A 24,817-nucleotide genomic window follows, 5' to 3' on the forward strand; every position below is an offset into this window, starting at 1 on the left:
GTTCCGCGGGGTGTTCCAAGGGGGAGTGAAATGCTGCGGCCCGGGTCAAAGGGTAGGCACGACCTTGCCCGCCGGCAGGACCGGCGGGCAAGGGAATTGAGCTGCTTCTGAGGTTGTTCACAGCCGACGGGTACGGCCGTGACCTGCTGCTTCGCGACTTCTCAGGACTTCTTGGCGGATTTCAGGAAGCCGATGTCCTGATAGCGGGGTGTCGCGAACCCGAAGGCGCCGGCATTGGCCACTGCCCGCTTCGCGGCCACCAGTTCGGGGCGCTGATAGAGCGGGATCGATCCCGCGGCGGCCCAGATCCGCGCATCGGCCTGTTCGACCAGGTCGCGCGATGAGCCGGCGTCCAGCTCGCCGGCCGCCCGGTCGAAGAGCTGGTCGATCCGGTCGGTGCCCACCCGGGTGTAGTTCTGGTCGACCATCAGCGAGCCGTCCGAAGCCACGTCGGGCTTGGCGTAGATCGGCCGGGCGTCGGTCGCCGGGTACGCGGTGGCGGGCCAGGAGTAAAGAGCCAGGTCGTAGTCGCCGGAGGCGATGTGGTCCTTGAAGTAGCTCGCGCCGTCGACCCTGGTGATCTCCGTACGGATCCCGACGGCGTCCAGCATCTGGGTGATCCTGTTTCCGACGCTGTTCAGCGCGGCGGAGCCGGGACCGGTGGGCAGCACGAAGCGCAGGCTGAGCGGCTTGCCCTTCTTCCCGATGACGGCCGGGGCCGCTGCCGCGGCCGCCGGCGGAGCCGGGGTGCCCTTGGGCGCGTAGGCGCCCGCCACCCCGTGCTTCTCGTCCCCGGACGCGCCGATCGCCTTCGAGTCGTCCGCCGCGGACTTCGACGGCTTCGGGGAACGCGAGGGGTGCGACGACTCCCCGGTCTTCGCCCTGTCCGGCTGTCCTGCCTTCTCCTTGGCGGCCTTCTCCTTGGCCGCTTTCTCCTTCGCTGCCTTCTTCGACGGGTCCGCCTTGCTTCCCGCCTTGCTCTTCTCGGTGATCTCGCGGGCACCCTTGACGGTCCAGCCGGCGTCGGCGAGCATCGCCTGCGCCTTCGCCGTGTCATGACCGCCGATGGCGCCGCTGTTGTCCTTGTAGTCCTGCTGGCCGGCCAGTGCGAGATGGCTGCCGGGGGGCTTCGCCGGCAGGCCGAGCGGCTTCAGTACGACATCCGCGAGCTGCTGGCGGTCCAGCGCCCTGGCGACCGCACGGCGTACCCGCTGGTCGGCGAGCGGGCCGGAGCTGCCGTTCATGGCGAGCTGGGTGAAGGCGGGCTCCAGTGTCCTGCGCACCACGTAGCGGCGCAGCCCCTGCTGCTGCTCGGCGTACTCCCTGCGCGCCTGCTGCGTCTGCTTACGGGCCGCACTCGCGGCCGCCTCCGCCTCGGGCCCGTCGGCGCCGTGCGCCACCGCCCAGTCGATGAGCGCGTCGGCAGGCTCGACCTCGCTGCCGGGGCCGTGCGTCAGCGGCTGCCCGCTGTTCCCGTCCCTGGCGGCCAGTGCGATCCGCTGCATCATCGTCTCGTCGACGGCGGCCAGATCCAGCGACCCCTCGGCGAGCGCGGCGGTGCGCTTATCCGCGGGCACGACATCCAGCACGATGGAATCGAGCTTGGCGCGATCCCCCCACCAGTGCGGGTTGCGTACCAGGGTCACCTTGTCGCCTGCCCGGTCCACCTTCCTGATGGCGAAGGGGCCTGCCGTGGCGGCGAGCTTCTTGCGGGCGCCCTCGTTGAAGGACGCGGGCGAACCGGTGATCTCCTTCGGGTACAGCGGGGTGAAGAGGGAGCGCCAGTCCGCGTAGGGCTTGTCGAAGGTGACCTCGACCTCCAGGTCGTTCTTGCCCTTCTCGATCTTCTGGATCCGGTCGTAGCCGGCGTTGCGGGCGGTCCAGTACCCGGAGTCGTTCCCGCTCAGCGCGCGCCACTGGGCCACGAAGTCCGGTGCACCGATCTCGCGGCCGTTGCTCCAGACCGCCTTCTGATTGATCCGGTAGCGCACGACCTGCTTCGGCTCACTCTTGATCACATCCGCCGACTCGAGATAGTCGGCGTTGCGCTGCGGCCGGCCCGAGGAGTCCAGCGTGTAGAGGGCGGGCAGCACGGCGCCCGCGATCCGCGAGGTGGACGCGTCGGCGTCGGCCTGGAAGGTGTTCAGCGTCACAGGCATCGTGTCGACGGCCCAGTGCAGGGTGCCGCCGTCCCCTACCTTCTGCCGCGCGGCCGTCGCGATCTGCGGAGCGGCGGCCCTGGCGCCGCCCCCGTGGTCATCACTGCCACCGCACCCGGCCAGCACGGGCAGCGCGAGTACACCGGTGGCGAGGAGCGCGACGCTGCGCCGCTTTGCTCTCCCGTGTGGAACGCCGACGTGGGACATGGGTGGTACCTCCGGGGCCCGACCCCACCCACTCCGGAAGAGGAATGGGCGAGAATCTTAAGGTTTGGTGGCATTGGATGCTGATCACACCTATGACCCCTTCACTGAAAGGGAGCCGCCGCGCCGTCCGTGGGAGACACGTCGGCACGCCCTCCCAACCCCACCCATGCGGCGCAATGGGGGGCGCACCGGGCAGCTCGCGCCCGGAATCCGGTGCACCACCCTTCACAAGCGGGGATGTGACGCGCAACACTCTCCGACGCGCGATCGTTTGCCGTCCGCACCGGCGGAAGTGAGGCAAGTCATGGCCCTGCAAGACGATTTGACGGCTGTCCAACGATCTCTTGACGACCTGGTCCGTTCACTGGGCCTGCTGGAGCAGCAGCTCGGCAGCGGGCTCGACATACGACGGGTACGCGCCGACGCCGGACACCTCCGGGAAAGCCTGGCGCTGCTGCGTGAAGCCGTACCCGCCGCACACACCCGTCCCGACCTGGTCACCATCTCCGACACCCCCTACGACGCCACTCTCTGGGCAGCCGCCGAGGACATGGACGACGAGGGAATCGGCGCCCGCGACCGGCATGCCCCCTGACGCCGAGCGATCCTGACTTCGACTGGAGTCCCCGTTGGCAACTGGCACCGAACCACAGCCCCGGCTGGACGGGGGCGTGCACCACGCCTCGCGCGCAGCCATCGCCGCCCGGCATCTGCGCACCGACCGCTGGTGGCTCGCACCGGCGGCCACCGCAGCCGGGCTGCTCGCCTTCATCGTCTACTCGACCTGGCGGGCCTTCGCCGACACCGACTACTACGCGGCGCCCTATGTGTCGCCGTTCTACTCCCCCTGCCTGGCGGAACGCTGCGCGCCGATGCGGCACGGCCCCAACTGGGACCTCTTCGGAAGCTGGTGGGGGCTCTCCCCCGCGCTGCTGATCCTGATCTTCCCGCTGGGCTTCCGGCTGACCTGCTACTACTACCGGAAGGCCTACTACCGGGGGTTCTGGGCCTCGCCGCCCGCCTGCGCGGTCGCCGAGCCGCACAAGGCGTACAGCGGCGAGACCCGCTTCCCGCTGATCCTGCAGAACATCCACCGGTACTTCTTCTACGCCGCGCTGGTCGTCGCCGGGATCCTCACCTACGACACCGTGCTCTCGTTCCGCGACGAGCACTACCGGTGGGGCCATATGGGACTCGGCTCCGTCGTGTTCCTGGTCAACATCGTGCTGATCTGGGCGTACACCGTCTCCTGCCACTCCTGCCGGCACATCATCGGCGGCCGGCTCAAGCACTTCTCGAAGCATCCGGTGCGCTACCGGCTCTGGGGCTGGGCGAGCAAGCTGAACGGCCGTCACATGCAGCTGGCCTGGGCCTCGTTGATCAGCGTGGCGGTCGCCGACTTCTACGTCTATCTGGTGGCGTCCGGAGCTTTCGACGACCCGCGGTTCTTCTAATGGTTCTCATGAGCAGGGGCTCTGGATGACACAGCTCGACCGGCAGCAGTGGGACGTCGTCGTGGTGGGCGCGGGCGGCGCCGGACTGCGGGCCGCCATCGAGGCCCGGGAACAGGGCGCCCGCACCGCGGTGATCTGCAAGTCGCTCTTCGGCAAGGCCCACACGGTGATGGCCGAGGGCGGTATCGCCGCCTCCATGGGCAACGCGAACTCCGGCGACAACTGGCAGGTGCACTTCCGCGACACCCTGCGCGGCGGAAAGTTCCTCAACCAGTGGCGGATGGCCGAGCTGCACGCCCAGGAGGCACCCGACCGCGTCTGGGAGCTGGAAACCTGGGGTGCGCTCTTCGACCGTACGGCCGAGGGCAAGATCTCCCAGCGCAACTTCGGCGGCCACGAGTACCCGCGCCTGGCCCATGTGGGCGACCGCACCGGCCTGGAACTGATCCGCACCCTCCAGCAGAAGATCGTCTCGCTCCAGCAGGAGGACGAGCGCGAACTCGGCGATCCCGAAGCCCGGTTGAAGGTCTTCCAGGAGTGCACGGTCACCCGGGTCCTGAAGACTCCGTCCAGCAGTGGCTCCCCGGCGGGTGAGCAGGTCGCCGGCACCTTCTGCTACGAGCGCGAGTCCGGGCGGTTCTTCGTCCTCGAGGCCCCCAGCGTGGTGCTCGCCACCGGAGGCATCGGCAAGTCCTTCAAGGTGACGTCGAACTCCTGGGAGTACACGGGCGACGGCCATGCGCTGGCGCTGCTGGCCGGTGCACCCCTGCTGAACATGGAGTTCGTACAGTTCCACCCGACCGGGATGATCTGGCCGCCATCGGTGAAGGGACTGCTGGTCACCGAGTCGGTGCGCGGGGACGGCGGCGTGCTGCGCAACAGCGAGGGCAAGCGCTTCATGTTCGACTACGTCCCGGACGTCTTCAAGGAGCAGTACGCCGAGACCGAGGAGGAGGGCGACCGCTGGTACGACGACCCGGGCCACAACCGGCGCCCGCCGGAGCTGCTGCCCCGGGACGAGGTGGCCCGCGCCATCAACTCCGAGGTCAAGGCGGGCCGCGGCACCCCGCACGGCGGGGTCTACCTCGATGTGTCGACCCGGATGTCCGCCGAGGTGATCAAACGTCGGCTGCCTTCGATGTACCACCAGTTCAGGGAGCTGGCCGACGTCGACATCACGGCCGAGGCCATGGAGGTCGGCCCCACCTGCCACTACGTCATGGGCGGTATCGCGGTGGATTCCGACACCGCGGCAGCACTCGCCGTGCCCGGCCTCTTTGCGGCGGGTGAGGTCGCGGGCGGCATGCACGGCTCCAACAGACTCGGCGGGAACTCCCTCTCCGACCTGCTGGTCTTCGGCCGCCGGGCCGGACTGCACGCCGCGCAGCACGCGTCGGGCCCCGGCGAGCGGCCCGCCGTCGACGAGGCCCAGATCGAAGCGGCGGCGGCCGAGGCCCTGCGGCCCTTCGGCGCCGCCGGCACCGTGGACACCGGCGGGGCGCCCCCCGAGAACCCGTACACCCTGCACCAGGAACTCCAGCAGACCATGAACGATCTGGTCGGCATCATCCGCCGCCAGGGCGAGATGGAACAGGCACTGGAGAAACTGGCCGCTCTGCGGGTACGGGCCGAACGGGCCGGGGTCGAGGGACACCGGCAGTTCAATCCCGGCTGGCATCTGGCGCTGGATCTGCGGAACATGCTGCTGGTCAGCGAGTGCATCGCCAGGGCCGCGCTGGAGCGGACCGAGAGCCGCGGCGGCCACACCCGGGAGGACTGCCCGGCCATGGAGCGCGGCTGGCGCGGCGTCAATCTGCTGTGCCAGCTGTCCGAGCACCCGGCGGAACCGGCGTCCGCCGATCCGTCGCGCGGGCAGATCGCCCTGGTGCGCAAGACGACTGTCCCGATCCGTCAGGACCTGCTTGCCCTCTTCGAGAAGGAGGAGCTGGTCAAGTACCTCGCCGAAGAGGAGCTCTACGAGTGAGTTCGTACGAAGCCAAGTTCAGGGTCTGGCGCGGGGACACGGACGGCGGGGATCTGGAGGACTTCGCCGTCGAGGTGAACGACGGCGAGGTGGTCCTGGACATCATCCACCGCATCCAGGCCACCCAGGCATCCGATCTGGCGGTGCGCTGGAACTGCAAGGCGGGCAAATGCGGTTCCTGCAGCGCCGAGGTCAACGGCCGTCCGCGGCTGATGTGCATGACCCGGATGTCGGTCTTCGACCGTGCGGACACCATCACGGTGACCCCGCTGCGGGCCTTCCCCGTCGTGCGGGATCTGGTGACCGATGTGTCGTTCAACTACACCAAGGCCCGGGAGATCCCCGCTTTCGTGCCGCCCGAAGGCGTGAAGCCCGGTGACTACCGGATGCAGCAGATGGACGTGGAACGATCCCAGGAGTTCCGCAAGTGCATTGAGTGCTTCCTGTGCCAGGACACCTGCCATGTGGTGCGCGATCACGAGGAGAACAAGACGGCCTTCGCGGGGCCGCGCTTTCTGATGCGGGTTGCCGAACTGGACATGCATCCGCTGGACGCGGCCGCCGAAGCCGGTCTCGACCGCAAGCGGACAGCCCAGGAGGACCACGGGCTCGGCTACTGCAACATCACCAAGTGCTGCACGGAGGTCTGTCCGGAGGGCATCAAGATCACCGACAATGCGCTGATCCCCCTGAAGGAACGGACGGTCGACCGGAAGTACGACCCGCTGGTCTGGCTGGGCAACAGGATCGGTCGGCGCCCGTCCCCGTGACCCGCGGGCCGATCGCGGATCCGCCCCGGGCCGGGACGGATCCGCGATGGCCGGGACGGATCCGCGATGCCGACGGGTCCGCGATGGGCCCGGACTCCGGGAGGAGGGCTGCCGGGCGCCGCCGGGCGGGGTGCGTCACGGGGCCCGGTTCCAGCCCTTGCGGTACGCCGTCCAGTCCGCTTCATCGGCCGCGAAGTCGACGTACAGCGCGACCCCGAACCGTTCCCGGTCGCGGTCTTCACGGCCCAGTGCCAGACGGACACCGCGCACCGCGGCCGCGACCGTCTCGGCTGACGCGATGTGACCGGGCTTGGTCTCGTGATAGAAGGGCAGCCCCATCAGCAGGTCCGTCGTTCTGGGCGTGACTTCGAGAGCCAGCGCGGTCTGCTCCGCGACATAGCCGCCGTAGAGACTCTGCAGTGGCATCGAGGTGTCGTACGACATCAAGGCGATCTGGTCGACCCTGCTGGCGACCTCCCCGAAGAACTTCTGCGACCACCACTTCGGATGCCCGGTCAGGCTGCCCGCGACCGCATGGGTGGCGGGCAGCGGGTCGATCTGATGGGCGGCCACGGAGAGCAGCACACCCCGGTCGTCGGTCAGCGCGCGCAGATGGCCGAGCAGGGAGAGATAGCCGCGGTCACCGGAGTGCAGCGGCTCCAGATCGAAGTGCACCCCCTCGAAGCCCGCGTCGATGACCTGGCGTGCGGAGACCACCACGGCGGCGCGCGACGCCGGCCTCCCGAGGTCGAGACCGTCGGGGCTCTCGGTGGACAGTTTGTCGCCGAGCCAGGCCTGGACCCGTATGCCGGGAAGTCTGTGGTGCACGGAGTCGATCAGCCATTTCGCCCGCGCGTAGCGGGCGGCGGGCAGCGTGCCGTCGTGTTCGAGCGGCCCTGCGTGGACATACAGGTCGCGCAGCCCCGTCCCGGCGAGCCGCTTCGCCAGGTCGTCCACGTCGGCGGTGTTCTTGCGGCCGTCGACCCACGCGTGGCCGAGCCAGATCGCGTCGCGCCCCCGGGTGCGGGTGCCGTCCCGGTAGTCGCCCGCGTCATTGACGCGCAGCGCGACCCCGGCGGTCACGACCGGGACCACGATCACTACGGCGAGTGCGAGCGCCGCGCGCTTCAGCCATCTGCGTAGACGTATCCGTCCCAGAACCGCGCCGAACTTCCCTGCCTGCACCGTTACCCCCCGCGAACTGTGCCGTACGGACCCACAGAGTAGGTGTCACGCCGCTGCGGTAGCGGGGGCGGGGCGACGGTCATACGCTCCCAAATGTGACGCCGCCCGAGATATCCGCCCGGCTGCGCTCCGGCGTGTTCGCCGCGCCGGCCGTTGTGCTGGCCGTGATGTGGCTGCTGGTCGCACCGGCGCCTGCCGCGGCGGCGGACGGACCCGGCGCGCCGTCCCCGGGCGAGCGGGTCCTTGCCCCCGTCGCGCGGGCCGGGGCCGGTCCGGGTGGCGACGCCGACATGGGAATCAGTGCTCTTCTGGTGCCGCTCGCCGTGGTGGTCGTCGTCGGCGGCCTGGCGATCTACGCGTACACCCGCAGGAGACGGCGAGCGGAGACCAGGACCACGCCGGGCAGCAGCGGACAGCAGCAGGGCTGGCCCGGTGGCGAAGTCCCGCCGAGCCCGCTGCCGCTGCTGGACGTCGAGACCAGGCGGCTGCTGGTGGAGACCGATGACGCGGTCCTCACCAGCGAGGAGGAACTCGGCATCGCCGCCGACCGGTTCGGGAAGGACGCGGTGAGGCCCTTCACCGAGGCGCTGACCCGTGCGAGGTACGAGCTCACCGCCGCCTTCCGGATCCGTCAGCGGCTCGACGAACGCCTGCCGGAGAACGACGCGGCCCGGCGCCGGCTGCTCGAGGAGATCGTCGAGCTGTGCACCGGGGCCGGCCGGCGTCTGGACGGCGAGTCGGAGGCCTTCGACCGGCTGCGTGCCCTGCAGCGGACCGCCCCTCAGGCACTGACGGCAGCCCTGGCCGCCTACCGGCAGGCCGAAGGGCGTACCGGCGCCGCACGGTCGGCGCTGGCCGCACTGCGCGAGCGCTGGGCGGACTCCGCCACCGCCGCCATCGCCGGGAACATCGAGCGGGCCGAGGACCGGCTCGTCTTCGCGGCCGGCAGCCTCGACCTGGCCGAGCAGGCCGTGATCGCAGCCGAGAACGGCAGGGCCGCGGTCTTCGTGCGAGCGGCCGAAGGCGCCGTGGGACAGGCGGCGACGCTGATCGGCGCGGTCGGCCGGATCGGCCGCGAGATCACGGACGCGGACAGCAGGCTGGACGGCGCTCTCACCGAGGCCGGTACCGATCTGGCCGAGGCGCGCCGGCTGCTCGGCAGCGGATCCGCCGAGGTCCCGGCCTCCGGCCTGGCCGAGCTGACGGCCCGCACCGAATCGGTCGTCGCGGACGTGCTGCGGGAGCGGCAGGACGGGCGGTACGACCCGGTCGACGCCCTGCGCAGGACCATCCGGGCCGAGGCCGCCCTGGACGAGGCCCTGGCGGGGGCAGACCGGAAGGAGGCGGGCAGCCGGCGCGCAGCAGAACTGCTCGGCCCGGCCACGCTGGCCGCGCGTTCCACGGCCGGCGCTGCCGCCGACTACCTCACCACCCACCGCGGCGGGGTGGGCAGCCGGGCCCGTACCCGGCTCGCGGAAGCCCAGCGGCGTCTCGAGGAGTCCCGGTCGCTCGCCGCCCGGGACGACACCCGCGGCGCGCTCCGCGAGGCCCAGCAGGCAGACACCCTGGCCGGAGACGCCCAGCGGCTCGCCGATGACGACGTGCGCGCCTATCTGAACCGGCACGCGACTCGGGGCGGGCATCAGAACACGGACCGGCACACAGCTGGTTTCGGGAAGCCGGACGGCAGCCCGGTGGGCGGCCACGAGACCGGTATGGACGGCGCGCTGCTCGGCGGGATCATCCTCGGCGGGCTGCCGGGCGGCAGAGCGGGCTCAGGCGCCGGTTACGGGGGCGGCAGCGGGCCAGGCACGTTCGGCGGTAGCGGCACCCGGGGGCGGCTGGGCGGGGACAGCCGGTTCTGACACGTGTCCGGCACATCCGGAAGGCGGACAGCCGGACGGGAAGGGTGGCCCGCCCGTCCGAGGCACGGTCCGGACCACGCCTCGGACGGCACGAGGCACGGCGGACGGGCGCCCGGCCCGGGTCCGCTCCCCGCCGAGGCCCCCCGCACCCCGGGCGGCGGCCACGGCGGGAGCCGGGACCACGATGGGCGGCCACGGGGCTCGGGGGCGTCCCGGAACCCGGCCTTCAGCTAATACATGCTCAGCAGCTGCTCCTCCGTGAGCTCAGGCGCCGGTTCCCCGTCCGGGAGCGCCAGTTCGAACCAGACCGTCTTGCCGCGCGGGGTCCTGCGGGAGCCCCACGCCGCGCTGAGCATTCCGACGAGTTGCAGACCGCGGCCGCCCTCGTCGGTGTCGCGTGCCCGGCGCCTGCGCGGCTGGACCAGACCCGCGTCCCACACCTCGCAGACCAGCGTGCGGTCGAGGAGCAGGCGGAGTCTGATCTCGCCCTCGCCGTACCGCAGGGCATTGGTGACCAGCTCGCTGACCAGAAGTTCGGTGGTGTCGACCAGATCGTCAAGACCCCAGGAAACCAGCTGGGCGCGCGCCAGTTCACGGGCGCGGCCCACCGAGCGGGGCTCGCGCGGCAGTTGCCAGTCACCCACCGATTCGGCCGGCAGGCCCTGGATACGGGCCATCAGAAGGGCGATGTCGTCCTCACCGTGACCGGTGTCCAGCGTGGCGAGGACATGGTCGCAGACGTCTTCGAGCGGGCGCTCGGAGTGGGTGAGCGCACCGCGGAACGCGTTCAGCCCCTCCTCCAGCGGCTGCTCACGGGACTCGACCAGCCCGTCGGTGTAGAGGGCCAGCAGCGCGCCTTCCGGGATCTCCACCTCGACCTCCTCGAACGGCTCGCCGCCGACGCCGAGCGGCATGCCGGGCGGCACATCGAGCATCAGCGCCTCCTCACCCGGTTCGACCAGGACCGGCGGCAGATGCCCGGCGTTGGCGAAGGTGCAGCGCCGGGTGACCGGGTCGTAGACGGCGTAGACCGCTGTCGCCAGATAGACCTCGGAGAGGTCGGCCTCGCGGGTCTTGTGCGCGGCCCGGGACGCCTGCTGGGCACCGCTGGGTGTACCGAGTCCGCGGGCGATCTCGTCGAGCGCTTCGAGGACTTCGGCGGGCTCCAGGTCGAGCAGTGCCAAGGTCCGCACCGCGGTGCGCAGTTCACCCATGGCGACCGCGGCGCGCAGCCCGTGGCCCATGACGTCGCCGACGACCAGGGCGGTGCGGTGGCCCGGCAGCTCGATGACGTCGAACCAGTCGCCGCCGACCTCGGTCGCGGTGTTGCCCGGCAGATAGCGGCAGGCGATGTCGAGCCCGGCCGCCTCGGGATCGCCAGGGGGCAGCAACGAGCGCTGCAGGATGAGGGCACGCTCGTGCTCACGCCGGTAGAGCCTGGCGTTGTCGATACAGACCGCGGCGCGTGCGGCGAGCTCCACGGCCAGTGCCCTGTCGCGCTCCCCGAAGGGCTCGCTTCCCTTCGTCCGCGAGAACTGCGCGAGCCCGACCACTGTGTCGTGGGCGACCATCGGCACGGCGAGCGTCGAGCGGACCGGACTGCCGTCGGCACCCGGAACCGACTGCACCTTGCCGGTGCGCAGCGCGAAGGCGCACGGCGAGTGGAAGGCGTAGCGGTGCACGGCGCCCAGCGTCGGTGCGCCTTCGGTGCCGGTCAGCGGGATGTCGGACACGGCGCTCGCGAAGGCGACCCTGCGCAGCTCGCCGCTGCCGTCGAGGCTGCCCTTCGGGGATTCGTCGCCGGCCAGCAGCCCCTGGTACAGGTCCACCGACGCCAGGTCGCAGAAGCCGGGCACCGCGACGTCGAGCAGTTCGCGGGCGGTGGTCTCCAGGTCGAGGGAGTTCCCGATGCGGGCGCCCGCCTCGTTCAGCAGGGCGAGGTTGCGCCGGGCATTGGCCGCCTCGCGCGCCGCCACGTGCCTGCGGGTGACATCGGTGCCCAGACCCGCGACGCCGAGCGGACGCCCCGATCCACTGTTGACCCGGTAGAGGTTGACCGACCAATGCCTGCGGTCCTCGGTCCCGGGCGGCGCGCCGACCAGCTGAAGTTCGGTGACCGGCTCACCGGTCTCCAGGACCCGCTTGAGCGCTGCGGTCATCCGGTCGGCCTCGGGGCGGGCCAGATAGTCGTGGACGGTACGGCCGCGGTGCTGATCCCGGTCGTCGCCGAAGAGAGCGGCGAAGCGCCGGTTGACCCGCTGCACCGTGAGGTCCGTACCGAACAGCAGGAAGCCGAAGGGAGATTGGCCGAATATGGCCTGTGACGACGCCAGGTCCGTTTCTATGTGGCGCAGCGCCTTGACGTCCACGACGATACAGAGCGCGGCACGCTGCCCGCCCGCCGTCTCACTGGGCATCACATAGAGCTCGGCGAGCCCCTGGGCACCGCCCCGGTCAGGTATCCGGAAGGGCACGACGCCCGTCCACTCCTTGCCGTCCAGGATCTCCGCGACTCTGCCACGGCCCCTGCCCCGCAGCTCAGCAGGCATGAAGGCCTTGACCGGGTCGATGCCGATGGCTTCCTGCGCGGGCACCCCGAACAATTCCTCGGCCCGCCGGCTCCACTGCTCCACCAGGCCGTCGGCCCCGATGGAGAACGAGGCCACCCTGATGTAGTCATAGATCGAGCCGGGCGGACTGCTCTGCCATACGACATCGCCCGTCGCACCGGATATATCGCTCACGCGACCGTCCCCTCCAGCTCACCACGCACCGGACCGGCCCAGGCGGCTCCCGCAGTATTCAGCACTACGGACCCGACCGGCACGGCGTTCACGATCACAGCACGGTCTCAGTCGCTTTCGGACAAGAGCACTGCGATCGACGTCCCATCACACTCCTAACCAGGCTGAGCCAGCTCGAACCACACCGTCTTGCCCGAAGTACCCCGCTGGGTGCCCCATCGGTGGGTGGTGCCGGCCACCAGCTGGAGTCCGCGGCCGCCCTCGTCGTCGGGGCCCGCCACGCGCTCCAGGGGCGGATCCGGGTGCGGGTCGGAGACCTCCACCCGCAGGGTGGCGGGATCCGGCCGTCCGATGCCCACCCGGATGGGACCTGATGCGTGGCGCAGGGAGTTGGTCACCAGCTCGCTCACCAGAAGCACGGCGGTATCCCCGAACTCCGCTTCGAGGTGCCAGGCGCGCAGGGTCTCCATCACCGACCGGCGCGCGACACGCACGGCGTCCGGTTCGGCGGGGAATGTCCATTCGGTGCATTCGCCGTCGACATCGAGCACGCCGATCACTTCCCATGACGGCCGGGAACCTGCGCTCTGCTGCGCGCGACCACTCGGCCCATACCCGCCCTGGTGGCGACATATCGCATCTACTTGTTTGTATAGTGCATTCCTTGCACATGACGCGCCTCTTCGGCACGTCAACAGCCGCTCCCCCGCGGCTTCGGCCCCCCGCGATCCGCCTCCCCGGAGGCCAGTCGCCGCGCGGCCAGGGCCACGGCGGGGCGGTCCTGGTCCAGCCAGTCCACCTGACTGATCTCCGGAGGAGACAACCAGCGCAGCGCGTCGTGGTCCTCCAGGGGACTCACCTCGCCGGAGACCAGCCGGGCGGTCCACACCTGAAGCACGTATCCGGGCTTGAGCGGCCACTCCCCGGGGATGCGCTCAAGGACCTCGGTCTCGACACCCAGTTCCTCGCGCAGTTCGCGCACCAGCGCCTGTTCGGCGCTCTCGCCGGGCTCCACTTTCCCGCCGGGGAGTTCCCAGCGCCCGGCCAGCTCCGGCGGGGCGCTGCGGCGCGCGGCGAGCAGTCTCCCCCGGTCGTACAGGGCTCCGCCCACCACTACCCGATCAGTCATGGAGGGAGCGTACCGAGCGGCCCGCCGCGGCTACTGGACGCTCTGACCGATGCGCTCGACCGAGTAGAGCTGCTTGTGCCCGCGGGCATCGAGGGTGTCGGCGATCCTCTGCGCCTCGTCCCTGGTCGCGTACTTGCCCACGCGGTACCGATTGCCGTTGTCGTCCTGCCGTATCACCTGCCACGACAGCATGGCAGGGCTGTCCGTCATCGCGTGCCCCCACAGTGAGCCGGCGGGCAGGTCGTCAAGAATCCCCAGGAAACCGCAGTCCGCATATGCCCGAGCGTACGCCTGACCTTTACGGAGCGGATACGTGTTTACACAAAGAGATACGGATTCGGCCACTCTGCAATCTTCACTCCGGCCGGACCGGGACAGCCGGCGCCCGCATCAGGGCCGGACCAGCCGCTGAAGGCCCGCGACACGCACCCGGCACGCGGCGCCGGGAGAGTGGCAGAGCGAGCCGACCGGCCCACCGGGCGGGGCCGGGAAGCCCGCAGGCGGTACCGCAGACCGGGGAGAGGCGGGTGGCCCTGAGTGTCCCTGAACGCCGGTCGCCTTCACCGGGCCGGGGAGAGCCGGACTGTGCCCGCTCTTCATCGACCGGACGATCGACGGGCGGGCACAGGACGAGCGAGAACCCTCCGGCGGAGGGCGAACAGGACGCGGCCCGGACGCCCGCGGCGTCCGCCGGCGGTGACCACCCGGACGCGAGCGCCTACCGGTACATGACGGACCGTCAGATCACACGCGCGGTGTTACGCGTGCCGCTCCGGCCGGGCACGCACGAGGCGGTGCGGGCACGGCGTTCGCCGGGCGGGCCCCGGCGTTCACCTCACCGGCAGGTGGTACGCGATCCGGTAGCGGTCGGCAGGAACCACGATGTCGGCGGTCTCCACGGCCCGCCCCGACGCGTAGTACGTACGGGAGATGACCACCACCACATGACCGGGCACCCCACCGAGAGCGAGCAGCTCCTCCGCGAGTCCCGGACGCGCGCCGACCTCCTCCACCACGTTGTCGACCACGATGTCGATCGCGGCCATCCGCTCCACCACCCCGCAGCCACCGACCGGCCCCTCCTCAGGCAGCATCACCGGGGTGCGCCCGGTGATCTCCAGCGGCTCCCAGGAGGTCGAGAGCATCATGGCCTCGCCGGCGTCGCGGTAGATGTACCTGGTCCGCATCACCCGCGCCCCCTGGGGCACCGAGAGCCGCAGGGCGACATCCGTGTCCGCGGCGTCCTGCTCACTGCTGGACTCCCAGGTGCCCCGCACGCTCTCGTCGGCCTGCTCCTGACGGAAGGGCGTCGCCCCCTCGGCGAGGCGGTAGCCGGACCGGGCGATCCGGCGCGGGACCAGCCGCTCGCGGACATAGGTCCCCGATCCCGAGCGGCCCTCGACCAGACCTTCGGCCATCAGCACCTTGCGCGCTTCGAGGGCGACGGTGTCGGAGACCCCGTACTCCTCCCGGATGCGGGCCTGGGACGGCAGCCTGGTGTGCGGTGGCAGCGAACCGTCGGTGATCTTCTGCCGAAGATCGCTCGCGACGCGCAGATAGGCCGGCTGCTCACCGAAAGTCACTGGCCACTCCCCTATAGGTTGACAGACTGCAACAGCGTGGCAACCGTCGGTTGTCATTCGCAAGCAAAGGCCAGAGTTTCACTCGAAGTGATGAAGGTTCCGTCGAGCGGCGACAGAGCCCGGGCAGCCGGAGCCGACACCCCGGCGGTCCACCCCGCCGCCAACTCCGGCGCTTTCCTTGACCATCTCTGGTCCAGACCAATACGTTCTGCTGCATGCCTCGAATGCGTCGAAGAACCATCGTCAGGACGGCAGTTGCCGCCTGCTCCTTCTCTCTTCTCGCCGTTCTCGCCCCCGCAGCCCAGGCCCACGGCGGTCACGACAGCCACGGCGGTCACGCCGGCCCGGGCTCCGCCGCCTACAAGCGCGTCGGCTACTTCACCCAGTGGGGCGTCTACGGACGCAACTACCAGGTCAAGGACCTGGAGACGAGCGGCCAGGCCGGGAAACTCACCCACATCAACTACGCCTTCGGCAACATCGGCACCGACGGCAGATGCTTCACCGGCAACGTCCCCGGCGAAGCCGACGCCTGGGCGGACTACGTACGCCCGCTGGACGCGGCGGGCTCGGTGAACGGCACCGCCGACACCGCGGAGCAGCCCCTCGCGGGCAACTTCAACCAGCTGCGCGAGCTCAAGGCGGAGCACCCGGGCCTCAAGGTGATGATCTCGCTGGGCGGTTGGGGCTGGTCCGACAACTTCTCCGACGCGGCCCGCACGCCGGCCTCGCGCAAGGCCCTGGTCTCCTCCTGCCTCGACCTCTTCATCAAGGGCAACCTGCCGCTGGACAGCGGACGCGGCGGAGCAGGCGCGGCAGCGGGTCTCTTCGACGGCATCGACATCGACTGGGAGTGGCCCGGCTCCCCCGGCGACACCGGCACCGCTTACCGCCCCGAGGACAAGAAGGACCTCACCGCTCTGGTGCACGAGTTCCGGACCCGGCTGGACGCGTACGGGAAGACGCGGCGCAAGCACTACGACCTCAGCGCCTTCGTCCCAACGGCCCCCGCCAAGATCGACGCGGGCTTCGAAGTGCCCAAGCTGATGCGGGACTTCGACTTCGTGAACCTCCAGGGCTACGACTTCCACGTCTCGGGCGAGACCACCACCGCCCAGCAGTCCGCTCTGTACGCACGGGACGACTTCAGCGCCGACTCCACGGTGGACGCCTGGCTGAAGCGTGGTGCGCCCGCCCGCAAACTCGTGATGGGGATGCCCTTCTACGGGCAGGGCTGGACCGGAGTGACCGGCGGCGGCGACGGCATGGGGCAGCCGGTGACCGGCGGTCCCGCACCGGCGACCTGGGCGAACGGATCCGAGGACTACAAGGCGCTGAAGAAACTGGCCGACTCCGGCACGTACAAGCTCTACCGGGACAACCGGAACGGCAGCGCCTGGCTCTTCGACGGCACCACCCTGTGGACCTACGACGATCCGCAGGTGCTGACGGCCAAGACCGGGTACATCCGCCATCGCGGCCTGGGCGGCGCGATGTTCTGGTCGCTGGACGGCGACACCGCGAACGGCGAGCTGATGACCGCGGTCGACCGCGGGCTGAACCGGCGCTGACGGTGTGCGCGGCCGGCCCTCTCCGCGGAGCGGCCGGCCGGGTCCGTGCGTGCGGTCAGCCACTTCGGGGACCTGCTCGCGCCCCTGCGCCCGAGTCCCCGCCGGCGGCTGCGGGCCCGCCGGTACGCTCCTCGGGTGACGACCCTGTACCGCTGTCCCGTGGACTCCATCACCGCTCCCGTCGATCAGGCGCCCTGGTGCTGCCCCCGCTGCCGGGGCCCGTGGGACCTGGACTTCGATGCCGGCGCGGTCCAGCTCACCTCGCTGCCCGGACGGGTCAACTCACTCTGGCGCTACGCGGAGGCGCTCCCGCTGCGGGGCCCGGCAGCCGTCACCCTCGGCGAGGGCCGCACACCGCTCGTCCCCCTCAGCGACAACGTCTCCGCCAAGCTCGACTTCCTGATGCCGACGCTCTCCTTCAAGGACCGCGGCGCGGTGATGCTCGCGGAGCTGGCACGAAGGCTCGGCCCCCGCCGGGTCGTCGCCGACAGCAGCGGAAACGCGGGAACCGCGGTCGCGGCGTACTGCGCACGCGCCGGGCTGCCCTGCACGGTGTTCGTCCCCGCCTCGACGTCGGCCAAGAAGGTCGAGCAGATCAGGGCACACGGAGCGGAGCTGGTAGCGGTACCCGGCGACCGCGAGGCCACCGCCGCGGCCGCCCGCGCGGCAGCGGACGCACCCGGCACGTTCTACGCCTCACATGTCTTCAATCCGTACTTTCTCCACGGCACCAAAACCTATGTCTACGAACTCTGGGAGGACCTCGGCGGCCGGCTCCCGGAGGTGATCGTCGTCCCGGTGGGCAACGGCACTCTGCTGCTCGGCGCCTCACTGGCGATCGCCGAGCTCCACGCGGGCGGCCTGATCAGCGAGCGGCCTGCGCTGTACGCGGTCCAGGCCGAAGCCGTCTCGCCGCTGGCCGACGCGTTCCGCGCCGGGGCGGACGACCTGCTGGGGGAGACCGCGATGGCGCCCACCCTTGCCGAGGGCATCGCCATTCCGCGCCCGCCGCGCGCCCGTCAGATCCTGGCGGCGGTACGGGACTCCGGCGGTACCTTTCTCACCGTGCCTGAGGACCGGATCCGGTCCGCGCAGCTGGATCTGGCAGCCCGCGGTCTGTTCGTCGAGTCGACCGGCGTGGCGTGCTGGGCAGCCGTCTCGGCGCAGCCGCTGGAGGGACGGAGTGCCGTGGTACCGCTGTGCGGTGCCGGGCTGAAAACGGGCCTCGCCTGAGACTTTCACTCGCCGGTTCCGCCACTCGCCGGTTCCGCACGGGGCCCCGCCGGCGCCGGCGGGGCGAACTCCCTGTTCGGGAGAAGGGGCGGGGGACGGGCCCGCGCAACGGCCCGCCCCCGTCACGTCACGTCCGCTGGGTCTGCATCAGCCCAGCAGCTTGATGATCGCGGCAGTGGTGTCCGTCTCCCCCAGCCGCGGGAAGATCCGCTCGACGGCGTTGCGATGGGTCTCCGTGTCGAGGTCGGTGACCGCGTCGGTGGCAACGGTGACGTGGTAGCCGCGCTCCTGCGCCGACCTGGCCGTGGCCTCGACACCGATCGCCGTGGCGATGCCGCCCACGACCACCTGGGTGATACCCCGGCGGCGCAGCTGCATGTCGAGGTCGGTCCCGTAGAAGGCGCCCCAGGTCTGCTTGGTGACGACGATGTCGCTGTCCTGCCGGTTCAGCTCGGGAACCAGCTCCGCCCAGTCGGCCGGAGGCGTTCCCTGCCGGGCGGGAGCCTCGTTACGGCCGGGGGCGCCGCCCGTGACGCGTACCAGAACGACCGGCAGGTCGTGCGCACGGAAGGCCTCGGCCAGCTCCGCGGCGCGCTCGATGACATCGGCGGCCGGATGCACGGTGGGCAGTCCGACGATGCCCTTCTGGAGGTCGACGAGGATCAGTGCGGTCTTCGGGTCAAGGGTGGTGGCGGTCATGGAGGTTGCTCACTTTCGGTTGCGGGCGCGGAGTGCCCGGTCGGAGACGGTCAGTGCGATAAGCACCAGACCGAGGACTACGGAGACGGCGGCCATCAGATGCAGCCCGCCGTCATCGGCCCGCTGCCCGTAGGCGAGGCCGATCAGGCTGGAGGCCGTGATGGCCCCCAGGTACTGGGCGGTGCGCTGCAGCCCCGCCGCTGAACCGACCGCGTCGGCCGGGGCGTGCTGGTAGACGGCGGCCTGGTTGCTGGTGCCGATCAGCCCCTGAGGGATGCCGAAGCAGGCCCCGGCGAGGAGCAGTACGGCGAGCGGGGTGGCACCGGATGCGTACAGCAGCAATGCGCTGCCCGCGGTCAGCAGGACGGCGGCGACGGAGAGCGGCGCGCGAATGCCCTTCGTGCGTGCCCCGAGCAGCGAACAGACCAGCGCGGTGACCGACATGGGCAGCATGAGGAGCCCGGTGTGGAGCGAGGAGAAGCCTCGCCCCTCCTCGAGCCACTGGGTGAAGCCGTACATCACGCAGTAGATGACCAGATAGCTGAGGCCGTGCCGCAGATAGGTGCGGGCGAGTGCGTGGTTCCTGCCGAGCATCCGCAGATCTATGAAGGGCCGCGGGCAGCGCAGTTGCCACCAGGTGAGGACGGCGCAGAGCGCGGCCACGGGAACCAGCAGCCACCACATCGGATGGGCGAGCCCCAGCAGGAAGAAGACCAGCGCGGTGAGTGCGCCGCTGAACAGCACGATCCCCAGCGGGTCGAGACCCGCCGGCTCCCGTTCGGCACCGGAACCGCTGTCATCCTTCGGGATCCACCGCATCGCGCAGCCGAACGCGATCAGCGCGAGCGGCACATTGACGGCGAAGATGCCCCGCCATCCCCAGGTGGCGACCAGCAGTCCGCCGAGAGTGGGGCCGACGGCCGCGCTGCCGAGCGCGGCGAAGGACAGCCGGCCCAGCACGGTACGGGGCGTGGGGGTGCCGAGCCTGTGCGACTCCGCGCGCAGTACGGCCATGGCGGCGGGATAGGCCGCGGACGTGCCGACTCCGAGCAACAGCCTGGAGGCGATCAGCCAGCCGAAGGAGGGCGCGAGGACACCTACAAGACCGGAAGCAGCGACGATCACCAGCCCGGCGATGAAGACCCTGCGCGGTCCTATGGAGTCCGCGAGGCGGCCGAGAACCGGCTGGGCGACAGCACTGGCGAGATAGAGGACGGAAACCAGCCAGACGGTCCTGGCCGCTCCGATCCCGAAGTCATGTCCGATCGCCACCAACGCGGTGGAGATCATCGTGGTGTTGAGCGGATTGAGCAGAGAACCGAGCAGCAGCGGCGCGGTCAGCCGTGCCCCGAACCCGGTTGCGGCGCCCTGAGTGGTGAGGGACCGCCGCTCCGCCCCGAGCGCTGTCCTCACCGCTGAACCAGCCGTTCGAACAGCGCGACGGCGTCGGCGAGCGTGCGCCGTTCGGCTTCGTCGAGCTCCTCGTCGATGGCACGGGTGAGCCAGCCCTCCTTGTCGGCACGTACGCCGGCGAGCGTGCTGCGGCCCAGGTCGGTGACCGACATGACGGACTGGCGGCCGTCGAGCGGATCGGGATGGCGCGCCACCAGACCCTGGCTCTCCAGCGCGGCGACGGTCAGCCGCATCGACTGCGGACGCACCATCTCGGCGCGCGCCAGCGCGGCAGTGGTCGACGGGCCTTCCCGGTCCAGCAGGGAGAGCGCCGACCGCTGTGAATACGTCAGCTCAAGACCGGGCGACGCCATCCGCATCCGCCGGGCCACCCTGCCGAGGACAACGGACAGCTCGGCGGCGATCTGCTCGGGGGTGGGATCCGATGACTGGGTGACCATGACACCAACGGTACGAGGTCGACAGGTAACCTTGCAAGTTTCGCTGCCCATCCATGAGCCAGAGGCGTATCGGAGCGAGCACCCAGCGTGGCCTCCCGCAGACCGGGCATCCGTAGACCCATGAGCACATCCACCGAAGCGCTCCTCGTTCTCGCCGCACTCGCCTTCCTCGCGACCCTGGTGCTGACGGTCGTCCTGGCGGTCCGCCTCTTCCGCGCCCGGCGGTATCTGCGGGAGGCCGGCATCCCGCTCTCGAACAAGTTCGCCTTCTGGGGTGCGCTGATCTACACCATCAGCCCGGTGGACCTGCTCCCCGACCCGGTCCTGCTGGACGACATCGGCGTGCTGCTGTTCGCGCTGCATTCCCTCGAGGGGGCGGCGAGGCGCGTGTCCGCACGGCACCCCGGGCACGCCGGGCTCGATGAACACCCCGGACTCCCTGGACAGCCGCCGGGGAAATTTGGCACGGTGGGGCCGCCGGCTCCGTAATCGAACGCGTGGCCGATCGCCAGTGGGGGTCGCCCGCCCTGCCGTCCGTCGGACTCACCCCGGAGGCGCCGCCTTCTACACGACCCAGAGCCCCTTCTCCGATCCCGGTGCCCTGGCTCCGCGCTACGCGGAACTGCCCGCCGATCCGCTCCGGCCGGCCCGCGTGGCACGTGCGTTCACGCCGACATGGCGCGGTCGGCGCCGTCGGCATCCTCTGCGCAGGCTGTGGCCAGATCATCCAGTGACAGATCCAGCGCGTGGGCCAGGGCCGCCACGGTGAAGAAGGCCGGGGTCGGGGCCCGGCCGGTCTCGATCTTGCGGAGTGTCTCAGCGGATACACCGGCCGCTGCTGCCACGTCGACCATGCTGCGGTCGCCACGGGCCTGCCGGAGCAGGATCCCGAACCGTTCTCCGCGTTGCCGCTCTTGCGGGGTCAAGGGAACTCTCACCATGCCCGTGATACTAATACCGGTATAAGTATTGGACAGCGTCGCATCGCAGGGAGTCACAGCACATGGTGGAGATCAAGACCGACACGGCACTGGAGACGATGCGCGAAGCCGGACGCGTCGTGGCCGAGGCCCTCGCAGCCGCCCGCCGATCGGCAGCTGTGGGGGTCCGCCTGCGCGAACTCGACGAAGCGGCCCGCACCGTCCTGACCAAGGCCGGGGCGCGCTCTCCGTTCCTGGGCTACCAGCCGTCCTTCGCCCCCTCTCCCTTCCCGGCGGTGATCTGCGCATCCGTCAACGACGCCCTCGTGCACGGCATCCCCGGCGACTACCGCCTGCGCGACGGCGATCTGGTCAGCATCGACTGCGGAGCCGAACTCGACGGCTGGACAGGCGACGCCGCGATCAGCTTCACCGTCGGCACTCCCCGTCCCGCCGATCTGGAACTCATCGCCGCCACCCAGCAGGCCCTGGACGCCGGCATCGCCGCAGCCACCGTCGGCCACCGCATCGGAGACATCTCCCACGCCATCAACACCGTCGCGCGCACTGCCGACTGCGGCATGCCTGCCGACTTCGGCGGCCACGGCATCGGCCGCCGGATGCACGAGGACCCCCACGTCCCCAACCACGGACGACCCGGCCGCGGCTTCCCCCTGCGCCACGGCCTCACCCTCGCCATCGAACCCATGCTCATGGCCGGAGGACGCGACGACTACCGCACCGACCCCGATGGATGGACCCTGCGCACGATCGACGGCAGCCGCGCCGCCCACATCGAACACACCATCGCCATCACTCAGGACGGCCCCCGCATCCTCACCCTGCTCTGACCCTTCACCCGCTCTCGCGCGGCAGCGGACGACGCAGGCCACTGCCGGGAAGCCCGGCGAGAAGACCTGCGATCTCAGACTCCTGACGCGCGGAGGTCAGGCCAGTTCGTAGAAGCCGTCACCGTCCAGATACCGCGTGGTCAGCGCGTCACGGGCCACGGTGGCCGCGACCTCGTGCAGGAGGTAGACGCGAAGCGGGAAGGTCCAGTCGTCGGTGGACGGGTGCACCGTGTCGCCCGGGTGCGCGCGGAGGAGCACGTCGTGGAAGCTGTCGAGGGCGCGCAGCTCGGCCAGCCGGGGGTAGGAGCGCAGGGTCCCGCCCCGGGGGGCCACCATGTTGACGATGCGGGCGTGGCGGCCGACACGGTAGTCCTCGTCGGCTCCGGCCAGAAAAGCCGCGGGGTCGGTGCAGGCATCAACGGTGAGGTCGAGCTGGCTCATGCCGAGCGCTGCCGAGACGGGCACGTGGACGTCGGCCCCGCAGACCCGCGCGCCCGTCTCCACCAGTCGCGCACCGTCCGGGGTCAGCTTGAGTTCGGTGTGGGCGGCTCCGTGTGCGATGCCGAGGGCGTCGAGTACCTGGAAGGTGTGCTCGACCAGGCTCTCCTGTTCGGGACCGCGCCGGGGCAGCAGTTCGGCGCCGGCGGCCAGTTCGGCGACGCCGTTGGCGCTGAGCGTATGCATCTTCCAGATGTCGGATACACGGTGTGTGCCGTCGCGGCTGACGGTGTTGACGATGTACTCGTGGCCGACGAGGTACTCCTGCGCGAGCACGACCTCGTTCTCCTGGCCGAGCACGCTCGTGGTGCCGTGCAGGGAGCGGAAGGCCGCCCCGATCTCCTCGGCCCCGGAGCAGAAGAAGACACCGTCACTGCCGGCGCTGCTGACCGGTTTCAGCACGACCTGGCCGCCGCCGATTTTCTCGTACCAGCGCAGGAGTTCGTCCAGGCCGGCGGTGAGGATCTGCTCGACCGCCGGTACACCGGCCGCCCTGACGGTCTCGATCATGCGGTACTTGTCGCGGCGTGCCGCGCTCAGTGCGGTGCCGTTCGACGGCAGGTCCAGCTGCTCGCTCAGTGCGTCGGCGAGCAGCACCGCGCGTTCCACGCCGGGCATGAGGGCGACGGGCCGGTACGCGCTCAGGGCCCGCAGCGTCCCGGGCAGGTCGCCGTGGTGGACGAGGTGCGCGCTGAAGTCCCCGGGACGGTAGCCGCGTGCGTAGTTCTGGGGGAGGTCGGGCGTGCTCTGCACGTGCACGCAGTCGTAACCGCGGGCCCGGAAGAGCGGCGCGAGGCAGCGAGAACTGGCGTATGCGTCGACGATGACGACCACCGGGGCGCCGGCTGCGTTCATGATGTCCTCACCGGTGCGGTGGCGCGGGGCGCGGTCTCGGGCGCCGGGCCGGTCCGGATCCGGACCCGGGCAGCCGCGGCCTCGGCGCGGGCCACGGCCTCATCGGCGTCCCGGCCCACGGCGATCACATCGCCGCACACACGGTCGGCGGACCAGGTCACCGACGGTACGACCATTCCGGGCTTGGCCGTGACACCCAGGGTGACGCCTTCCAGCCCTTCGGCCGGCAGATCGACCGCCGTCACCACGCCGGGCTCGGCGGCGAGGAAGCGGATCGCCGCGCCGCCCAGGGGGACGGGGACCTCGTCCTTCCAGGGTTCGAGGCCGAGCGGGACGGCGACCGTGGCGCGGACGAGGTCCACCCCGTAGGCGAGCCGTACCAGTTCGGGGATGTTGTCGCCGCCCGCCCGGTTGTGGGACTCGATGATCCGCAGTCCCTCGGCAGTGATCATGATTTCGGTGTGCGAGGGGCCTTCAACGAGGCCGACCGCGTCGAGCAGCCGTGCGGTCAGCTCGACGATCTCCTCGCGGGTGTGCTCGGCCACGCGTGCCGGGACCGAGTGTCCCGCTTCCACGAAGCCGGCGCCGAGGAGCTTGTCCGTGACGGCCACGACGGTGTGCGCACCGTCCGCCGAGAAGCCCTCCACGCTCACCTCGTGGCCGGTGAGGAACTCCTCCGCCAGCATCCGCTCGCGTCCCGCGGCCTCGACCCGCGACCAGACCTCGGCGGCCCGGTCCGGTCCGTCGACCTTGTGGACGTCCGCGCTGCCGCCGAAGTCGAGGGGCTTGATGATGCCGGGCCCGCCGAGTTCGGTGAGAAAGCCGGCCAGTTCGCCCGCGCCGTGCACGACACGGAAGCGGACCGGGGACAGTCCGATACCCGCGAGGTGGCTCCGCATCGCCGACTTGTCCTTGAGCAGCGTGACGGTGCGCAGGGAGTTGCCCCCCAGCGCGAACTCTTCGTTGAGCCGGGCCGCGGCGACGAGTCCCAGCTCGGCGGGTGAGAAGAAGCGCGCCACGGGCAGCCGGGCCTGCAACGCACGCCCGGCTGCCATGACCGCCTGCTGGTCACCCAGGTCGACATCCACCACCTCGACGCACCAGCGCCGTGCGGCCTCCGGGTCGTACATGCCGGGCTTGGCGAGCGTGACGACCTCGCAGCCCAGTTTCGCCGCAGACTTCAACACGCTCGGCCGGCCGCCCAGCAGGGCAATACGCGGAGCCATCTCTCGTACCTCTCCGATCTGTTCGTGGGGA

Annotated in this window: 22 protein-coding genes; 9 read left to right on the forward strand and 13 right to left on the reverse strand. The window is 70.6% G+C overall.

All coding sequences use genetic code 11. From position 1 onward, the window contains the following. Positions 1-161: 161 nt before the first annotated feature. Positions 162-2,366, reverse strand: coding sequence for an ABC transporter family substrate-binding protein (locus tag OHS16_RS10475; RefSeq protein ID WP_328536908.1), 2,205 nt, complete (start codon positions 2,364-2,366; stop codon positions 162-164). A gap of 304 nt (positions 2,367-2,670) precedes the next feature. Between OHS16_RS10475 and OHS16_RS10480 the strand changes: the two genes are divergently transcribed. The 4 genes from OHS16_RS10480 to OHS16_RS10495 are packed head-to-tail and all read left to right on the forward strand — an operon-like array spanning position 2,671 to position 6,574. Beyond that, on the forward strand, positions 2,671-2,961 hold the full coding sequence (locus tag OHS16_RS10480; protein WP_328536909.1) for a hypothetical protein: 291 nt from the start codon (positions 2,671-2,673) through the stop codon (positions 2,959-2,961). Between the two features lie 34 nt (positions 2,962-2,995). Beyond that, positions 2,996-3,820: a hypothetical protein gene (locus tag OHS16_RS10485; protein ID WP_328536910.1), complete on the forward strand. Its 825-nt coding sequence runs from the start codon at positions 2,996-2,998 to the stop codon at positions 3,818-3,820. A 25-nt stretch (positions 3,821-3,845) separates the two neighbouring features. Next, positions 3,846-5,804, forward strand: coding sequence for a fumarate reductase/succinate dehydrogenase flavoprotein subunit (locus OHS16_RS10490; protein ID WP_328536911.1), 1,959 nt, complete (start codon positions 3,846-3,848; stop codon positions 5,802-5,804). Next, positions 5,801-6,574, forward strand: coding sequence for a succinate dehydrogenase/fumarate reductase iron-sulfur subunit (locus OHS16_RS10495; RefSeq protein WP_328536912.1), 774 nt, complete (start codon positions 5,801-5,803; stop codon positions 6,572-6,574). The genes OHS16_RS10490 and OHS16_RS10495 overlap by 4 nt, the downstream gene beginning before the upstream one ends. Before the next feature lie 135 nt (positions 6,575-6,709). On the opposite strand, the gene OHS16_RS10500 is transcribed toward OHS16_RS10495, so the two are convergent. Then, positions 6,710-7,759, reverse strand: coding sequence for a hypothetical protein (locus OHS16_RS10500; protein ID WP_328536913.1), 1,050 nt, complete (start codon positions 7,757-7,759; stop codon positions 6,710-6,712). A gap of 95 nt (positions 7,760-7,854) precedes the next feature. Between OHS16_RS10500 and OHS16_RS10505 the strand changes: the two genes are divergently transcribed. Continuing rightward, on the forward strand, positions 7,855-9,624 hold the full coding sequence (locus tag OHS16_RS10505) for a TPM domain-containing protein (RefSeq protein ID WP_328536914.1): 1,770 nt from the start codon (positions 7,855-7,857) through the stop codon (positions 9,622-9,624). A gap of 230 nt (positions 9,625-9,854) precedes the next feature. On the opposite strand, the gene OHS16_RS10510 is transcribed toward OHS16_RS10505, so the two are convergent. The 5 genes from OHS16_RS10510 to OHS16_RS10530 form a co-directional block, all read right to left on the reverse strand. Further along, positions 9,855-12,368, reverse strand: coding sequence for a SpoIIE family protein phosphatase (locus OHS16_RS10510; RefSeq protein ID WP_328536915.1), 2,514 nt, complete (start codon positions 12,366-12,368; stop codon positions 9,855-9,857). Between the two features lie 155 nt (positions 12,369-12,523). Further along, positions 12,524-12,928: an ATP-binding protein gene (locus OHS16_RS10515; protein WP_328536916.1), complete on the reverse strand. Its 405-nt coding sequence runs from the start codon at positions 12,926-12,928 to the stop codon at positions 12,524-12,526. A gap of 131 nt (positions 12,929-13,059) precedes the next feature. Beyond that, positions 13,060-13,497 (reverse strand): (deoxy)nucleoside triphosphate pyrophosphohydrolase, encoded by a 438-nt coding sequence (locus tag OHS16_RS10520; protein ID WP_328536917.1) that lies wholly within the window; start codon positions 13,495-13,497, stop codon positions 13,060-13,062. A 30-nt stretch (positions 13,498-13,527) separates the two neighbouring features. Continuing rightward, positions 13,528-13,707, reverse strand: a complete 180-nt coding sequence (locus tag OHS16_RS10525) for an SPOR domain-containing protein (RefSeq protein ID WP_328536918.1) — start codon at positions 13,705-13,707, stop codon at positions 13,528-13,530. A 620-nt stretch (positions 13,708-14,327) separates the two neighbouring features. Further along, the gene (locus OHS16_RS10530; protein ID WP_328536919.1) at positions 14,328-15,080 is read right to left on the reverse strand and encodes a GntR family transcriptional regulator; all 753 of its coding nucleotides are present in this window, start codon (positions 15,078-15,080) and stop codon (positions 14,328-14,330) included. Between the two features lie 224 nt (positions 15,081-15,304). Between OHS16_RS10530 and OHS16_RS10535 the strand changes: the two genes are divergently transcribed. After that, positions 15,305-16,651 (forward strand): glycoside hydrolase family 18 protein, encoded by a 1,347-nt coding sequence (locus OHS16_RS10535; RefSeq protein ID WP_328540792.1) that lies wholly within the window; start codon positions 15,305-15,307, stop codon positions 16,649-16,651. A gap of 135 nt (positions 16,652-16,786) precedes the next feature. Next, the gene (locus tag OHS16_RS10540) at positions 16,787-17,884 is read left to right on the forward strand and encodes a threonine synthase (protein ID WP_328536920.1); all 1,098 of its coding nucleotides are present in this window, start codon (positions 16,787-16,789) and stop codon (positions 17,882-17,884) included. 147 nt (positions 17,885-18,031) lie between these two features. On the opposite strand, the gene OHS16_RS10545 is transcribed toward OHS16_RS10540, so the two are convergent. The 3 genes from OHS16_RS10545 to OHS16_RS10555 are packed head-to-tail and all read right to left on the reverse strand — an operon-like array spanning position 18,032 to position 20,436. Further along, complete coding sequence (locus OHS16_RS10545; protein ID WP_328536921.1) at positions 18,032-18,583, reverse strand: isochorismatase family protein; 552 nt, start codon at positions 18,581-18,583, stop codon at positions 18,032-18,034. Positions 18,584-18,592: 9 nt separating this feature from the next. After that, on the reverse strand, positions 18,593-19,996 hold the full coding sequence (locus OHS16_RS10550; RefSeq protein WP_328536922.1) for an MFS transporter: 1,404 nt from the start codon (positions 19,994-19,996) through the stop codon (positions 18,593-18,595). Then, positions 19,993-20,436 (reverse strand): MarR family winged helix-turn-helix transcriptional regulator, encoded by a 444-nt coding sequence (locus OHS16_RS10555; RefSeq protein ID WP_328536923.1) that lies wholly within the window; start codon positions 20,434-20,436, stop codon positions 19,993-19,995. The genes OHS16_RS10550 and OHS16_RS10555 overlap by 4 nt, the downstream gene beginning before the upstream one ends. A 120-nt stretch (positions 20,437-20,556) precedes the next feature. Between OHS16_RS10555 and OHS16_RS10560 the strand changes: the two genes are divergently transcribed. Continuing rightward, positions 20,557-20,925 carry a YkvA family protein gene (locus OHS16_RS10560; protein WP_328536924.1) on the forward strand — a complete coding sequence of 123 codons (369 nt, stop codon included), beginning with the start codon at positions 20,557-20,559 and terminating at the stop codon, positions 20,923-20,925. A gap of 176 nt (positions 20,926-21,101) precedes the next feature. On the opposite strand, the gene OHS16_RS10565 is transcribed toward OHS16_RS10560, so the two are convergent. Further along, the gene (locus tag OHS16_RS10565) at positions 21,102-21,377 is read right to left on the reverse strand and encodes a helix-turn-helix domain-containing protein (RefSeq protein WP_328536925.1); all 276 of its coding nucleotides are present in this window, start codon (positions 21,375-21,377) and stop codon (positions 21,102-21,104) included. 62 nt (positions 21,378-21,439) lie between these two features. Here OHS16_RS10565 and map point away from each other — a divergent pair, with 62 nt between their 5' ends. Beyond that, positions 21,440-22,207 carry a type I methionyl aminopeptidase gene (map, locus tag OHS16_RS10570; RefSeq protein WP_328536926.1) on the forward strand — a complete coding sequence of 256 codons (768 nt, stop codon included), beginning with the start codon at positions 21,440-21,442 and terminating at the stop codon, positions 22,205-22,207. A 96-nt stretch (positions 22,208-22,303) separates the two neighbouring features. Here the strand turns inward: map and OHS16_RS10575 are convergent, their stop codons facing one another. Further along, positions 22,304-23,560 carry an ATP-grasp domain-containing protein gene (locus OHS16_RS10575; RefSeq protein WP_328536927.1) on the reverse strand — a complete coding sequence of 419 codons (1,257 nt, stop codon included), beginning with the start codon at positions 23,558-23,560 and terminating at the stop codon, positions 22,304-22,306. Then, positions 23,557-24,786, reverse strand: a complete 1,230-nt coding sequence (locus OHS16_RS10580) for an ATP-grasp domain-containing protein (RefSeq protein WP_328536928.1) — start codon at positions 24,784-24,786, stop codon at positions 23,557-23,559. The genes OHS16_RS10575 and OHS16_RS10580 overlap by 4 nt, the downstream gene beginning before the upstream one ends. Positions 24,787-24,817: the final 31 nt, after the last annotated feature.

This window comes from Streptomyces sp. NBC_00344, assembly GCF_036088315.1.
In the GTDB taxonomy this organism is placed as follows: Bacteria; Actinomycetota; Actinomycetes; order Streptomycetales; family Streptomycetaceae; genus Streptomyces.